At 44.4% G+C, this 14,619-nt stretch carries 15 protein-coding genes; 5 read left to right on the top strand and 10 right to left on the bottom strand.

The features are described from left to right. Together Q0241_RS00925 and Q0241_RS00930 are read left to right on the top strand one after the other, a co-directional pair. Positions 1-1,635, top strand: a 1,635-nt coding sequence (locus tag Q0241_RS00925; protein WP_299371662.1) for a biotin/lipoyl-containing protein, incomplete at its 5' end; no start/stop codon positions are given. 145 nt (positions 1,636-1,780) lie between these two features. Next, the gene (locus Q0241_RS00930) at positions 1,781-2,197 is read left to right on the top strand and encodes a hypothetical protein (protein ID WP_299371664.1); all 417 of its coding nucleotides are present in this window, start codon (positions 1,781-1,783) and stop codon (positions 2,195-2,197) included. Positions 2,198-2,353: 156 nt separating this feature from the next. On the opposite strand, the gene Q0241_RS00935 is transcribed toward Q0241_RS00930, so the two are convergent. The 5 genes from Q0241_RS00935 to Q0241_RS00955 form a co-directional block, all read right to left on the bottom strand. Continuing rightward, complete coding sequence (locus Q0241_RS00935) at positions 2,354-3,724, bottom strand: glutamine synthetase family protein (RefSeq protein ID WP_299371666.1); 1,371 nt, start codon at positions 3,722-3,724, stop codon at positions 2,354-2,356. Positions 3,725-3,799: 75 nt separating this feature from the next. Then, positions 3,800-4,852 (bottom strand): TRAP transporter substrate-binding protein, encoded by a 1,053-nt coding sequence (locus tag Q0241_RS00940; protein WP_299371668.1) that lies wholly within the window; start codon positions 4,850-4,852, stop codon positions 3,800-3,802. A gap of 145 nt (positions 4,853-4,997) precedes the next feature. Next, entirely contained in the window at positions 4,998-6,317 is a 1,320-nt protein-coding gene (locus Q0241_RS00945) for a TRAP transporter large permease subunit (RefSeq protein ID WP_299371670.1), read from the bottom strand. Further along, positions 6,317-6,826: a TRAP transporter small permease subunit gene (locus Q0241_RS00950; RefSeq protein WP_299371672.1), complete on the bottom strand. Its 510-nt coding sequence runs from the start codon at positions 6,824-6,826 to the stop codon at positions 6,317-6,319. The genes Q0241_RS00945 and Q0241_RS00950 overlap by 1 nt, the downstream gene beginning before the upstream one ends. 1 nt (position 6,827) lies before the next feature. Further along, entirely contained in the window at positions 6,828-7,661 is an 834-nt protein-coding gene (locus Q0241_RS00955; RefSeq protein WP_299371674.1) for an N-formylglutamate amidohydrolase, read from the bottom strand. Positions 7,662-7,870: 209 nt separating this feature from the next. On the opposite strand from Q0241_RS00955, the gene Q0241_RS00960 reads away from it, so the two are divergent. Then, a complete protein-coding gene (locus tag Q0241_RS00960; protein WP_299371676.1) occupies positions 7,871-8,746 on the top strand; it encodes a MurR/RpiR family transcriptional regulator in 876 nt (291 codons plus the stop codon). Positions 8,747-8,809: 63 nt separating this feature from the next. Here Q0241_RS00960 and cysE read toward each other — a convergent pair whose 3' ends face one another. Next, positions 8,810-9,616: a serine O-acetyltransferase gene (gene cysE / locus Q0241_RS00965; RefSeq protein WP_299371678.1), complete on the bottom strand. Its 807-nt coding sequence runs from the start codon at positions 9,614-9,616 to the stop codon at positions 8,810-8,812. 214 nt (positions 9,617-9,830) lie between these two features. Between cysE and Q0241_RS00970 the strand changes: the two genes are divergently transcribed. Then, entirely contained in the window at positions 9,831-10,403 is a 573-nt protein-coding gene (locus tag Q0241_RS00970; RefSeq protein ID WP_299371681.1) for a GNAT family N-acetyltransferase, read from the top strand. A 37-nt stretch (positions 10,404-10,440) separates the two neighbouring features. Here the strand turns inward: Q0241_RS00970 and tcyN are convergent, their stop codons facing one another. The 4 genes from tcyN to Q0241_RS00990 all read right to left on the bottom strand — a co-directional run bounded on the left by tcyN (position 10,441) and on the right by Q0241_RS00990 (position 13,891). After that, positions 10,441-11,190: an L-cystine ABC transporter ATP-binding protein TcyN gene (gene tcyN / locus Q0241_RS00975; RefSeq protein ID WP_366941141.1), complete on the bottom strand. Its 750-nt coding sequence runs from the start codon at positions 11,188-11,190 to the stop codon at positions 10,441-10,443. A 25-nt stretch (positions 11,191-11,215) separates the two neighbouring features. After that, positions 11,216-11,881, bottom strand: a complete 666-nt coding sequence (tcyL, locus tag Q0241_RS00980) for a cystine ABC transporter permease (RefSeq protein WP_299371687.1) — start codon at positions 11,879-11,881, stop codon at positions 11,216-11,218. A 71-nt stretch (positions 11,882-11,952) separates the two neighbouring features. Next, complete coding sequence (gene tcyJ / locus Q0241_RS00985; protein ID WP_299371690.1) at positions 11,953-12,759, bottom strand: cystine ABC transporter substrate-binding protein; 807 nt, start codon at positions 12,757-12,759, stop codon at positions 11,953-11,955. A gap of 166 nt (positions 12,760-12,925) precedes the next feature. Further along, entirely contained in the window at positions 12,926-13,891 is a 966-nt protein-coding gene (locus Q0241_RS00990; RefSeq protein WP_299371693.1) for a LysR family transcriptional regulator, read from the bottom strand. Between the two features lie 505 nt (positions 13,892-14,396). Here Q0241_RS00990 and Q0241_RS00995 point away from each other — a divergent pair. Beyond that, positions 14,397-14,619, top strand: a 223-nt coding sequence (locus Q0241_RS00995) for a histidine phosphatase family protein (protein ID WP_299371696.1), incomplete at its 3' end; no start/stop codon positions are given.

The following is a 14,619-nucleotide window of genomic DNA, read 5'->3' on the forward strand; positions in this document are numbered from 1 at the left end:
CAAAAGTCAAATGTGAGCACGGTTCCCGGGCATATGGATTTGATTGAAGACGCTGACGAAGCTGTCAAAATTTCCAGCGATATCGGTTATCCCGTTATGATCAAGGCCTCTGCCGGTGGTGGTGGTAAGGGAATGCGTGTTGCCTATAATGACGAGGAAGCACGCGAAGGCTATCGTTCAGCACAAAACGAAGCCCGTTCCAGCTTTGGTGATGATAGAATTTTCATTGAAAAATTTATCGAAGAACCGCGTCATATTGAAATTCAAGTGATTGGTGATAAGCACGGTAACATCATCCATCTTGGTGAGCGGGAATGTTCCATTCAACGTCGTCACCAAAAGGTAATTGAAGAAGCGCCATCCCCGTTTCTGGATGAAGCCACACGCACGGCGATGGGATCTGAAGCTGTCGCCCTTGGCCACGCCGTAAATTATCATTCTGCGGGTACGGTGGAGTTCATTGTCGATAAAGACAAGAATTTTTACTTCCTTGAAATGAATACACGTATTCAGGTGGAACACCCTGTTACCGAGCTAATTACCGGGATTGATATCGTTGAATGGATGATCCGGGTTGCTGCCGGCGAGGAACTTGGGTTGAAACAGGATGAAGTCAAACTGGAAGGTTGGGCGGTTGAATCCCGTGTTTATGCCGAAGATCCACTGAGGAATTTCCTGCCTTCGATTGGACGTCTTGTCCGTTATGAAGCACCGGAATCAGACGAAGAGTATAACGGGCGCCCTGTGATCCGTGTGGATACAGGTGTTGAGGAAGGATCAGAGATCTCTATGTTCTATGATCCTATGATTGCCAAGCTGTGTACCTACGGCCCAGATCGGTTATCAGCTATTGAGTCCATGCGTACGGCGCTGGATTCATACTATATCCGCGGTATTAACCATAACATGGGCTTTCTTTCTGCTGTTATGTCCCAGGATCGCTTTGTTGAAGGGCGCTTGACGACAAATTATATTGCCGAAGAATTCCCAGATGGGTTCCTTGGCCTTGAAGCCACAGATGAACAGCTGAAAACGCTAATTTCTGTTGCGGCTGTTTTACAAACAAACTTATCTGAACAAACCGCGCTTGCAGCACATTTGAACGGTATTGCTGGTGTCGATATCCCAGTTGAGCTTACGGTATTTGTTGATCGTAAAGCACACCCTGTTCTTATTGATCTTCAAGATGACGGATATCTAGTTTCAGGGGATGGTTTTGAAACCTTGATCCGGGGAGATTGGCTCGCTCATGAACCTGTCTTTTTCGGTGAAGTGAACGGCAAAGAGACTGTTATTCAGATTGACCGCAGAGGACCAGCACTCAAGTTAACCTTGTCGGGATTAACGGTTGAAGCATTGGTCGTCGAAAGTCGTTTGGCCGCTTATAACGAATTGATGCCAGAAAAACTGCCGCCTGACATGTCCAAGTTCTTAATGTCACCAATGCCAGGACTTTTGGTTTCTGTTGCTGTTGAAGAAGGTCAGGCAGTGAAAGCAGGTGAAGAACTTGCTGTCATCGAAGCCATGAAGATGGAAAACATTCTTCGTGCTGAAAAAGATCTCGTCGTGAGCAAGGTTTCTGCCGCAGCTGGTGAAAGCCTTGTCGTCGATCAGGTGATTATTGAATTCGAGTAAAACATCTTCTCGATATAGAACAGAAAAGGGTCGTTTTATACGGCCCTTTTTTATTGGGCGTTATCTTGTTGTGTCGATACTGCCTTATTGATGATAAGCTATTGTTGCAAAGAATAGTTTTGTCGGATGTTGATAGGAATGCATTATGGATCAACTTGATCTTCCCAAGGATGTAATTTGGTCAGACCGCCGGTTCTGGTTTGAAGATCTTGAGACTGAATACAGTCAATCAGGTTCGCAAGCCCCAAGCGAACAGGCATGTGCGCTGATGATAGATTTACAGGCTACCTTCTGCGTTGGGGCTTGGGCTGCAACGATTATTCTTTGTTCCTCTATTATTCAGGCACAAGTTAAAGAGCATGGTACTCAGCTTTCGTGGATTGATCCGAAAGAACTTTCCTGGATGAACAAGCTCAGGAACCGGATTGTTCATGGCGATAAAAGAAAGCCGGGTATCACCATTCAGGATCAATGGACAAGACGTGATGATTGGGAACAACGCGCCAGAAAGGCTGTGGAGTTAACATTCAAATCTTTGTACCCGGTAGAGGCTGCTTCCTAACCATTTGCCGTCGTTTTTGAGGGCATTACTCCCAATGCAATATGCTTAGCAAAAAAAAGCCCCCACCAAGAAGGTGAGGGCTATGCGTCTGGCTTGCTTATTTGTTTGGGAAGACGGCTTGCTCAGACGCTTAAGAAGGTGTTTGTGTTTATTTTCTTATGCGCGTTCGAAACCGCGGGCGACTTCCCAGTCGGTGACGCGGCGGTCAAACTCTTCTTGTTCCCATTCTGCTGCACGGGTGTAATGGTCGACGACATCATCGCCCATGGCTGCACGCAGCATGGCAGATTTGTTCAGGGCTTTGGCTGCACCACGAAGAGTATTGGGGATAGAGCGCGCATTTTCGGATGCGTAGGCATCGCCTTTGAATTCGGCTTCAAGTTCACGCTTGTTTTCAATGCCATCAATACCAGCTGCCAGTAAGGCTGCCATGGCGAGGTATGGGTTTAAGTCGGAACCACCGACACGACATTCGATACGAATAGCTTTGGTGCCTTCGCCACATAGGCGATAGCCAGCTGTACGATTGTCCTTGCTCCAGATTGCTTTTGTCGGGGCAAAGGTACCTTCGGCAAAGCGTTTGTAGGAGTTGATGTAAGGTGCGAGGAAATAGGTCAGATCGCTGGCGTTGTGCAGAAGGCCAGCAACATACTGACGCATCAGCTCTGACATGCCGTATTCACCATTGGGATCATGGAACAGGGCTTCTTTGCCATCTGCAGACCAAAGTGACTGGTGCACGTGGGAAGAGCTGCCAGCTGCATCATTATGCCATTTAGCGAGGAAGGTGAGGGCTTTGCCCTTTTGCCAAGCAATTTCCTTACAACCATTCTTGATGAAAACGTGGTTATCGGCTGAAATCAGGGCGTCGTCGTACTTGACGTTGATCTCTTCCTGTCCTGCAGAGGCTTCGCCTTTTGAGCATTCAACCACAATACCGGCACCATGCAATCCATTACGGATCGCGCGCATAACGCCTTCTTCTTTGGTTGTCTGAAAGATGTGATAATCTTCGTTATACTTCCCAAGAGTTTCCAATGAATGGTACCCGCCTTTTTGGGCATCTTCAAAAGAGTTCTCAAAAAGAAAAAATTCCAGTTCAGAGGCCATATAGGCCTTCATCCCCATTGCTTCCAAGCGGGCGACCTGTTTCTTGAGAATGGCGCGCGGTGAATGAGGAACTTCTGCGTGGGTGTGATGGTCGAGCATATCGCACATGACAAAGGCAGTGCCTTCAAGCCATGGAACGCGCCGCAGAGTGCTGAGGTCCGGTTTCATGGTGTAGTCGCCATAACCTGATTCCCAACTGGTGGATTTATAGCCCTCTACTGTTTCCATCTCCATATCTGTTGCCAGAAGATAGTTACAGCTGTGGGTTTCTTTGTGGCCACCATTGACAAAATAATCAGCATGGAACCGTTTGCCCATAAGGCGACCCTGCATATCGACCTGACATACAAGGACGGTGTCAATCTCGCCGCTGGAGACGGCTTTATTAAGATCTTCAAAGGAAAGATTGCCGGACATAGCTAAACTCTTATTTTAAATGTTTATAAAGGTGTCACAGCCCGGGTGTCGGGCTGTGACATTGTAACGATGGGATTAGCCGTAACGGTAAGGTTTACCAGCTTTTTCCATTGTTTTTGCATATTTCTTGAGGATATCAACAACACGCTTGGAGCGATCGCTCTGTTCTGCGATCTCGTCCCAGAATTTGTAAGCTTCTGCTTCGACAGTTGCCCACTCTTCATCAGGAATAGTTGTAAGCTCAAGTTTTGTACCTTCGGTACGCAGCTGTGCTTCGCCACCCCAGTACCAGTGCTGACGGTAGTAGTGTGAGCTATCCATGCAGAGTTTGAAGAGCGTTTTGAGGTGCTCAGGCACTTCATTCCAACGGTCTTCGTTTGCAAAGAAAGAACCACACCATGCACCAGAAATATTGTTGGTGAGGAAGTAGTTAGTCACATCAGCCCAACCAACAGTGTAATCTTCGGTAATACCGGACCAAGCGATACCATCAAGCTCACCAGTCTGCATGGCAACTTCGATATCTTCCCAAGGCAGTGTTACTGGAACAACACCAAAACGGGACAAGAAGCGACCAGCTGTCGGGAAGGTAAATACGCGTTTACCTTTTAGGTCTGCAAGGCTACGGATTGGGTCTTTGGTTGCGAAGTGACATGGATCCCATGCACCAGCGGACAGCCATTTTACGCCGTCAACTTCGTCATAAGCTTCTTCCCAGATTTCATTCAGGCCGTACTGATTGAAAAGAACTGGCACATCAAGGCTGTAGCGCGTGCCGAATGGGAAGTATCCGCCAAATACAGATACATCTACAGGTGCAGCAATTGAATCGTCATCACTTTGAACCGCATCAATTGTACCCTTTTGCATGGCACGGAACAGCTCGCCCGTTGGGACCAACTGATCAGCATAGAACAGTTCGATAACCATTTCACCGTTTGCTGCTTTGTTAAAAGCATCAATAGCTGGTTTGATTACGTGCTCACCCAGAGCAGGGCCAGCATAAGTTTGCAGGCGCCACTTGATTGTGGATTGCGCGTGGACAGCTGGTGCTGCTAAAGCAGATGCGCCAGCGGCACCAACGGTTGCCATACCAGCTTTTTTTAGAAAATCGCGTCTATTCGTCATCGTATAGATACTCCCTGTTTAAACTTATTAATATCCCGAGAAAACTCGAGCGGTTTAAGCTCTTTCACTTTATTCGTGTAGTTTAGTCTTCACTTTTTACTTATTTAACCTCCTGTCAAAAATCATACTTTGCATCATCCCGTGTTTAGCCTTTGACGTACTCAGGTAACCAAAGAGCAATTTCAGGGAATGACATAACAATCACTAATGCGAAAATCATGATCAGGACAAAAGGGATCACCGAGCGATAGATATCGACTAGTGAAATTTCAGGTGGCGCCATGGCCTTCATTAAGAAAAGGTTGTAACCAAAAGGTGGTGTCATATAGGCAACCTGAACAGTGATGGTATAGAGAACACCATACCAAATTGGGTTAAAGCCTAGGCTGATAACAAGCGGAATGTAAAGTGGCGCTACAATCACCAGCATAGCGGTGTCATCCAGGAACATTCCCATCACGATATAGGAAAGCTGCATCAGGATAAGAATTTCCCAAGGGCTTAGGCCCCATTTTTCAAGGAAGAGGCTCTCGATTGCTTTGACGGCGCCAAGACCATCAAAAACGGCACCAAAGGCAAGAGCGGCCAGGATAATCCACATAAACATACAGCTGATACCCAGCGTTTGTCTGATTGTGGTTTCCAGGACTTTAAAAGTTAGTCGCTTTCTAAAGAGAGCTGCAAGCATCGCAGCGGTCGCGCCAACAGCGGAACTTTCAACAAGGCTGGTGACACCTGCGACAAAGAAGCCAGTCATAAATACAAAGATTAAAAGTGGCAGGATACCGGCTTTCAACAAGGCTAATTTTTCGCCCAACGGCATCTGACGTTCTTCTTTGGGGAGCACAGGGCCAAGTTCTGGCTGCAAGCGACATCTGACAACAATATAGACGACAAACATGGTTGCCAGCATTAGGCCAGGAATTGCTCCGGCAAGCCACAGGTCACTCACGGGTTGACGGGCAATCATGCCGTAAAGAACAAGAACAACACTTGGGGGAACAAGAATACCAAGCGAGCTTCCCGCCTGAATCACCCCTGTTACCATAACCTTGTCATAACCGCGTCGAAGCATTTCGGGCAAAGCAATGGTCGCGCCGATTGCCATACCGGCAACAGACAGGCCGTTCATTGCTGAAATGAGAACCATAAGACAGATGGTGCCGATCGCAAGACCACCATGAAGAGGCCCCATCCAGACATGGAACATTTTATAGAGATCACTTGCAATTCCGGATTCAGAAAGCATGTAGCCCATGAATACAAAGAGAGGCAATGTGAGGAGGGGATACCAACTCATTAATTTTGAGGCGGCTGTGAACGGCATTTCTACGCCGCCTTCACCCCAAAGAAAAAGCGCTGCAACTGCGGCAACAAAACCGATAGCTCCAAAAACACGTTGGCCAGTTAACATCATGACCATCATGGTTGAGAACATCAGTAATGCGATCATTTCATAACTCATTACAGTGTAACTCCTCTGGCTTTGGCCAGATCTTTAAAGAAAGTTGCAGTTGCTTGTAAAAGCATAAGCAAGACACCCAAAGTCATGAGAATCTTAATTGGTGCAAGTGGGTATTGAATCAATGTGCGGGTTTTTTGCCCAACTTCAATGGTGTACATCGTGCTGGATACGGCACCGTAAAGAAGAATAACGAGATAAAACATCAAGAAAATGGACGTAAAAACATCCATCTTGGCTTTGCCTTTGGAAGACCATCTACTATAGAAAAGATCCATTCGTACGTGGGCATCTTCCTGCATGGAAAAGCCACCACCTAATAGGTAGTAAGCAGACATAAGGAACTGGGATATTGTTACGACTGAATTGATGGGGGTATCAAACAGTGTTCGGGAAAGAGAGGAATAGAGGAGTAACCCGATCATGACGAAGATAAGATGCATCGTAACCAGCCCTGTAAACCGGTTTAATGTATCAACTCCCTTGACGTAGGATCTTATTATATTGGGCATTTCAGTTTCCCAGGCTCGTTTGTTTGGTTGTTGAAGCGGTCTGAATTTGTTGATTGTCCAGAGCTTCTTTTGCTTCTTTTATTGCTTTGTTTAATAGGGATGCCATCTGTTTTTGTGTCTTTTGATCTGAGATCAAATCGTTTCTTATTTCCAGCATAACATTCATTAACCCCCTGGGTAGGGCGTGTTCAGTCAGTGTGTGTGTCACGCCGTCAACGGGGGCGTAAGGCTCGTTTAATCTCAAGGCATAATCGGATGTTTGTGCCGCAAAAGACTTGATCAGCTGGTCGGCAAAACGACTGTCTTTGTCATGCAAAAAACCAATTTCGACGTCCCTTTCCTGCCCCTTATAGATCGGGGTGAAAGAATGAACTGTTATGATGACAGGTTTATGACCGTCAGCTGTTTTTTGGTCGAGGCATTTGCTGACGGCATCTTTAAAAGGCTTATAAACACCGTTTATTCTTTTGTCCCGCTCTTCTTGACTCAGGTTTGCGTTACCGGGGATTTCAAAGATTTCGCTTTGAAATGGCATAGCGTTCAATGCTTCGGGCGGACGATTACAGTCATATACCAGTCTGGATACACACTGTTCGACAAGGGGGGCATCAAGTTGTTTCGATAGATGTTGTGCGACAGCCAATGCACCGGGGTCCCATGCGATGTGTTGATTTATATCGCTATCGCTAAGGCCCAAATTGTTGTATTCAGAAGGAATATGGTTAGAGGCATGTTCGCAGATAATCACATACTCTCCGTTGCCTGAAAGATTAGTCGTTTTGACCACACTTTCAGGTGTAGAATTATCAACGGAATTTAATAACTCGTTCGACAAGAACCTTACCCCAGGTATTTTATTAGCTTATTTTTGAAATTATATTTTCAGAATTGAAAAATAAGTCAAGATATTTTCTGAAAATATTGTTTCAGAGAAATAAAATATGGAGAAATTTCTTCATTTGTGTTTAGACTAGGTATTGATTATCAACCTATTGGTATGATTACAGGGTACTGATAACGTTACGGATGGAATAGAAACCGAAAATGGGTACAAATCAGAATCTGACTGTTGCTGAACGAATTCGTAAGCAATTCGATAGCTTGACACGGGCAGAAAGACAGTTGGCAAATGCCATATTAGAAGATTATCCCGTTTCAGGTCTGGGCAGTATTACCGCCGTTTCTGAAAATTCCGGCGTTTCAACGCCAACGGTTGCCAGAATGGCAAGAAAGCTTGGGTTTGGTGGGTTTCCCCAGATGCAGGCGCAGTTGCATATCGAACTGAAAGCCACAATATCCAGCCCCATTGCCAAGCATGATCTGTGGTCTGAAAGCGCACCGGATACGCATATTCTTAACCGCTTTGCAGATGCTGTTACTGAGAATATGCGACAAACGTTAAAGCAGATTGACCCGAAAGAGTTTAATGCAGTTGTCGATTTACTTTCTGATCTGAACCGTGAAATTCATGTCGTTGGTGGGCGGATTACCCGCTCTATGGCAGATAACTTTTTCACTCATATGCAGGTAATGCGTTCGGGCGTAACGCTTGTTGCCCCAAATTCAAATACTTGGGCGCATTATGTTTTAAACATGAACAAGGGGGATGTACTGGTCGCTTTTGATATCAGACGTTACGAGCACGACATTCTGCGGTTGGCTGAAGTTGCCAAAGCGCGTGGTGTGACGCTGGTGCTTTTTACCGATCAATGGGGGTCTCCGGCCGCAAAGTTGGCGACCTATAGTTTGAATTCACGTATCGAAGTGCCTTCTGCTTGGGATTCCCTCGTCGTTACACTCTTCCTGGTAGAAGCCGTTATCGCAGGTGTGCAGACCCAAACCTGGGATGAAACAAAGAGCAGGATGAAAACCCTCGAAGAACTCTTTGATCAAACCAAGATGTTCAAGAAGTTTATCTGATTCCCTAAATTTTTATCTCACAAAAATCGAGCTACGACCGAATTTAAAGAACTGTATACAAGATCAATCAACTTTGGGTAGGCTTTGATCCATTTCACGCGCGGGCTGTGGGCAGCAACTACCAACAATTTTTGCAGGGACGCCGACAGCAGTACAATGCGCGGGGACATCTTCCAGAACAACTGACGTTGCACCGACCTTGGCGCATTCTCCGATTTCAATATTACCGAGAATTTTCGCCCCTGCGCAAATAAGCGCGCCTTGACGAATTTTAGGATGTCGGTCGCCTGTGCCTTTACCTGTGCCGCCAAGCGTTACATTTTGCAGCAGAGAAACATTATCTTCCACGACGGTGGTTTCACCAATGACAACACCTGTGCCGTGGTCAATCATGATGCCTTTGCCAATTTTGGCTGCGGGGTGGATATCCAGTCCGAAAACCTCAGAGATCCGGTTTTGCAAAAAGAGCGCGAGTGCCTGTCGGTTATTGTTCCATAGCCAATGGCTTAGGCGATAGCATTGCAGAGCGTGGAAACCTTTGAAATAGAGTAAAGGTTCTAAATGGGATGTACAGGCGGGGTCTCTTTCAAAAACGGCTATGATATCAGAGCGAATGGATTGACCAATGCTAGAGTCTGCTGAAAAGGCGTCTTCAAACACTTGCCCGAGAAGTCGCGCAGAAACGGCATTGTTCCCCAGCTTTTCCGACAACATATAACCAATGGCTGCTTCCAGATTGTCATGGTTGAGCATAGAAGATTGCAAGAAGCCAGCTAGCACAGGCTCTTTGACAAGCATTTCATTGGCTTCTTTACGAATATAAGACCAAATGAGATCAGTCGTTTCAGCTTGCTCTGCGACATAGGCCATTTTTGTTCCTTTTCTTGGATAGCGTCTAACGCGTAAATATATCCAGAATGCGTAGTATATAACGATATAGGAAAAAGGGGCGCGTTTTTAAATGAAAATTTGTGATAATGGCTATGAATAATATTTATTATGATGCACTTTATGCAATATCGACATCGATCAATTCTTCAAATTTTCCGTCGTAAATCTACTGTTTTTAAAAGATATATACTTTATGTCCTCTTCTTTTCTCGATCTTTTGCCGCTAGAAACATCAAGACTACGTATTCGTCAGTACCAGAGTACGGACCTGGAACCGACAAGAGCTATGAGCCAGGATCCTGAGCTGAGGAAGTGGATTCCTACTGGTGTTTACAGCGATAAAGAGCACGCAGAGTATGTTCGTGTTTCCGGGACTGCGGATGCCAAGGATTTTGTTGTCGAAGATAAAATGACTGATGTCGTTATTGGCGAAATGACGTTTCATCCTTGGTTTGTAGAGAAAACCTGGGAAATTGGTTGGCTTATATTGCCGGAATTTCAGGGGCGGGGGTATGCGAGTGAAGCTGCATCCGCGCTGCTTGATGTAGGATTTTCAGAGCTTGAAATTCATAGAATTGTGGCTACAGCTCAACCCCAAAATCCGGCTTCCTTTCGTGTGATGGAAAAAGTTGGCATGCGTAGGGAGGGGGAATTTTTACAGTGTATTCCTCGGTCTGACGGCACATGGTGGGACGAAGTATTCTACGCAATCCTTGCCAGTGAATATAAAGATATGAAAATTCGGCAAGAGATAGAAAATCCGTAGCCCCAGAAGTAGCCCCAGAATTACTGATTACCCAGAATTACTGCTTTTCCAGAATTTTTTTTAGAAACTTTTTAGTTCTTTCGCGTTTAGGGTCTGAAAAAAGCTCTTCTGCTGGGGCTTCTTCTACAATTTGTCCATCTGCCATAAAGATAACGCGGTCAGCAACGTCGCGAGCAAAGGCCATTTCGTGGGTCACGATGACCAGTGTTCGTTCTTCGGTCGCCAGTTCTTTTATGACGTTAAGAACTTCGCCCACCAACTCGGGATCGAGAGCTGACGTCGGTTCGTCGAAAAGGATAACATCTGGTTCCATGGCAAGCGCACGAGCAATGGCGACCCGCTGTTGTTGACCACCAGATAGCGCAGAAGGATAGGCGTCTTCCTTATTCGCGAGGCCAACTTTTTTCAAAAGCTTGCGTGCTTTTTTTGCGGCAGAATCCGGTTCTTCACCCTTCACAATGACCGGGCCTTCGGTGATGTTTTCCAGAACGGTTCTGTGTGGAAAGAGATTAAAGTTCTGAAAGACAAAGCCAGCCGATTTCCTAAGGGCACGGATGGCCTTTTTTTGTTTCTTTAGATCTTGGGATGCATCAACTGTTGTGCTCGAAATCCGGATGTTACCGCCATTTGGTGTTTCCAGAAAATTGAGGCATCGTAACAAGGTTGTCTTGCCTGACCCACTGGGGCCAATAATTGCCAGAACTTCGCCTTTATGTACATTCAGATCAATGTCAGAGAGCACGTGGTTGTTATCAAAGGATTTTTTGAGGCCTTTGACCGCGATCATGGTCTCTTTATTATTACGGTCCATCTTAGTTTGCCCTCATGTGACGGTTTGATCGTTGTTCCATTTTGCTTTGCAGTCGGGACAGAATAATACAGAGGATCCAGTAGATAGCAGCCGCACTGAGATACATGGCAAACACTTCGTAGGTTCTCGCTGAAATGAGCTGTGCCTGACGGAACAGTTCTGGCACCTGAATAGTCGCTGCAATCGCAGTATCTTTTATGAGACTGAGGAATGTGTTGCCAAGGGCAGGTAAAGCAACACGGATAGCTTGCGGCAAGATGGAGCGCCTCATGGCCTGTGCCGGGGTCATGCCAATGGAATAGGCAGCTTCCCAGTGGCTTTTATCCACGGATTGTATTGCGCCCCGTAAAATCTCACCTGTGTAACCACCAACATTCAGGCTAAGGCCAAGGAGAGCCGCAGGAATAGGGTCCAGTCTGACCCCAAACTCTGGCAGTCCGTAATAGATGAGGAAGAGTTGTACAATAAGCGGTGTTCCCCGGATAAAGGAAACAAAGAACATTGCTGGCCAACGTATTAACTTTGATGGCGAGAGATGCATAAAAGCGATAAGAAATCCCAGACTTAACCCAAGGATCATGGACCCGGCACTGAGACCAACGGTAAAGGCAGTTCCCTTCATTAAGAAGGGAGCTGATTTCAGGATAAGGTCGACGATTACATCCATGAATTTACCATTGTTGTTTGTTCAGGTCGGCTGACAGTTATGTCGAATTAAGTCTGGGTTAGCTTTTAAGGTTATTTTGTTGCGTCTAGCTTAAACCATTTTTGGGAAATTTTTGCGAGTGTACCATCTGCACGCAATTCATCTAATGCTTTATTTAGTTCATTAAGCAGATCAGCGTTCCCTTTGCGAAGCGCAATGCCCATGCGTTGTTTGTCAAAGGGCTCTCCGGCTGCAACAATTTTGCCGCCAGAATTTTCAAGAAGATAGGTTGCGGCCAAACGATCGTTTAGGAAAGCATCCAAACGACCAACAAGTAGATCCTGTAGTTTTGTAGCGTTGTCGTCATAGGTGGAAACATTTGCTTCCGGTACATTTTGGGTGAGCCATTCTTCGTAGTTGCTACCCAAACCTACACCAACGGCTTTACCTGAAAGATCAGCAGGGTTGTTAAAATCTGCTTTCTTGTCTTCGCGGGTGATCACCTGAATACCTGATACAGTATAAGGTTGTGTAAAGTCGTATTTCTTTTGGCGTTCTTCAGTGATTGTCACCTGATTGGTGATGATATCAAAACGTTTGGTTTCGAGACCTGCAAGCATACCATCCCATTTTGTTGGGACGAACTCTGCATTTACACCAATACGTTTTGCAACAGCTTTTGCCACATCAACTTCAAAGCCGACAAGTTCACCACTTTCATCTTGGTAGTTGAAGGGCGGATAAGTGGCTTCTAGGCCAATTAGGATTGTGCCGCGATCTTTGATTGTGGATAGCAGGTTCTCGTCACCTTCTGCATTGGCAGAAGTAAAGGAAAGGCCAAGTGCGGTCACAGCAAAAGTTGCAGCGGAAAGAATTTTCTTAATATTTATATAGCTCATGATGATTCGCTTTTTTTGACTAATAGAGTTCGGTTGGTGTTGATATGTACTATTCGAATGTGTGTTTCAAGTTATTTAACACTTCAAAATGTGAATAGCAGGTATTCACTATATTTTAGTGTGAATATGCAAAAATACAGTTTTCAGTTCTCTGTGCGAAGCAGGGCTAACCGTAAAACATTATGTCTTCGATAGTATCTGGAAGAGCGGCCGTTAAGAGAGATTTTGTCGTATGATGCAGGTGCATAATAGCTTTTTTTGCCAATTGTGAGGGGAGGTCTCCAAGTTCGTGCTCTCTGGCGACTAATGAAATTGTGCGGTGAAGCGGTGTAAAGGGAAGAGGGGAAATAGACACTCCCAGAAGAAAATGGCGACTTTCAAGTAATCCAGTGGGGGTTGTTATTGTCCATCCTGCACCTGCTGCGATCATTGGCATGATGGAACGGGTTGTGTCCAGTTCGTAGCGGTAGGGTGGTCTTATTTTTAGTCTTCTTAGGTGCTGTTCTATTAATCTACTGACGGGTAGCTTTGGGGTGAAGCGAATAAAAGGCAATCCTGATGCCTGTATTTCGTTATTTATGAATTTAATAGGTTTGTCTTGGGGGGTAACCAGAACAAAGGGCTCTTTATAAAGTGGATAACGCTCCATCTTGTCAATATCATCCATTGGGTCCATTGTGATGATGATATCTGTTTTTCGATTAATGAGGGCTTCCCTGTGATCGTCGGTTTGACCGCTGGTGATTGTAACGCTTCCTTTCGGATAGAGTTCTCCGACGCATTGGGTTAATTCAGGGATTAAAGTATCTGCAAGTGTGTCGATAACAGAAATTCTGACTTTCTTAAGAGGGGCAGTATCAAGGTTATGCAAGGTACCCCACATATCAGTGACAGTTTCGAGTACCTTCTGTGCATGCTGATAATATACGTGACCAGCGGGCGTAAGTGATATTGGGCGGATTGATCTGTCAAATAGGACTGTGGAGAATAAATTCTCTTGCTGGGTGATGTGCTGGGAAATTGAGGACTGAGTCATGCCAAGGTGCTGTGAAGCTTTTGACATGCTTTCTTTTTCAACCACAGTTACAAATATTTCCAGGGCTCGTAAATTTAGTCCTTTGGTAATTTCCATCTTTTTTGAACCCTTATTGCGTTGCCATTGCATGTTAAATATTCATAGAGATAAGTTCAAAATTATTAAAGATAAAATGAGTATGTATTTATGTGTTGGTGAGAATTAAATTTTGTTAAAATATTGTTTTGTTTGTGGACCTGAAAAATCTATTGCACTAATAGTAGCGCCAAAAGACCATTTACCAGATTCATTTTGAGCACTTAAGGTATTTAAACCTAAAAAAAGTACTGCTATTAATATTATTCTTTTCATAAGATGTGTTTTTTTTGCAAATGTAATAAATATATTAGAATTATTACTTTAGTAAAAGTTGAATTTTTTTATTCTAAGTTTTTTTTATTTCAAAAATTGGTATAAGCTTTGTTTATCCTAAATTGTGTTTTTTATATTCTTAAATACACAAAAAATATCTATTAATCTTATATTTGGAAAATAAGTGTTGTTTTATTTTTCAAAAAGAAACAATTGAAGCATTTATTTATTAAACTTATAAAATAAAATCATGAAAAAATATATTTTATTAATATTAAACTTATTGACGTTTCAATCTCCAATAAGTGCACAAAATTGTTCTGAAATATTTACAATATATCTAGTTAGACATTCAGAAAAAGATTACAATACAAATAATTCTACAGATCCACCACTTACAAAATGTGGCGAAGAAAGATCTGAGTATCTCAGTAAGTTTTTAAGTGACGTTTCAATTAAAGAAGTATATTCTA

This window comes from uncultured Kiloniella sp., from assembly GCF_937128705.1.
In the GTDB taxonomy this organism is placed as follows: Bacteria; Pseudomonadota; Alphaproteobacteria; order Kiloniellales; family Kiloniellaceae; genus Kiloniella.

Bases quoted from the DNA above. Each gene is read 5' to 3' on its own strand.
- Q0241_RS00930 (WP_299371664.1), top strand. From the start codon at position 1,781: ATGGATCAACTTGATCTTCCCAAGGATGTAATTTGGTCAGACCGCCGG.
- Q0241_RS00935 (WP_299371666.1), bottom strand. From the start codon at position 3,724: ATGTCCGGCAATCTTTCCTTTGAAGATCTTAATAAAGCCGTCTCCAGC.
- Q0241_RS00940 (WP_299371668.1), bottom strand. From the start codon at position 4,852: ATGACGAATAGACGCGATTTTCTAAAAAAAGCTGGTATGGCAACCGTT.
- Q0241_RS00945 (WP_299371670.1), bottom strand. From the start codon at position 6,317: ATGAGTTATGAAATGATCGCATTACTGATGTTCTCAACCATGATGGTC.
- Q0241_RS00950 (WP_299371672.1), bottom strand. From the start codon at position 6,826: ATGCCCAATATAATAAGATCCTACGTCAAGGGAGTTGATACATTAAAC.
- Q0241_RS00960 (WP_299371676.1), top strand. From the start codon at position 7,871: ATGGGTACAAATCAGAATCTGACTGTTGCTGAACGAATTCGTAAGCAA.
- cysE (WP_299371678.1), bottom strand. From the start codon at position 9,616: ATGGCCTATGTCGCAGAGCAAGCTGAAACGACTGATCTCATTTGGTCT.
- Q0241_RS00970 (WP_299371681.1), top strand. From the start codon at position 9,831: ATGTCCTCTTCTTTTCTCGATCTTTTGCCGCTAGAAACATCAAGACTA.
- tcyN (WP_366941141.1), bottom strand. From the start codon at position 11,190: ATGATCGCGGTCAAAGGCCTCAAAAAATCCTTTGATAACAACCACGTG.
- tcyL (WP_299371687.1), bottom strand. From the start codon at position 11,881: ATGGATGTAATCGTCGACCTTATCCTGAAATCAGCTCCCTTCTTAATG.
- tcyJ (WP_299371690.1), bottom strand. From the start codon at position 12,759: ATGAGCTATATAAATATTAAGAAAATTCTTTCCGCTGCAACTTTTGCT.
- Q0241_RS00990 (WP_299371693.1), bottom strand. From the start codon at position 13,891: ATGGAAATTACCAAAGGACTAAATTTACGAGCCCTGGAAATATTTGTA.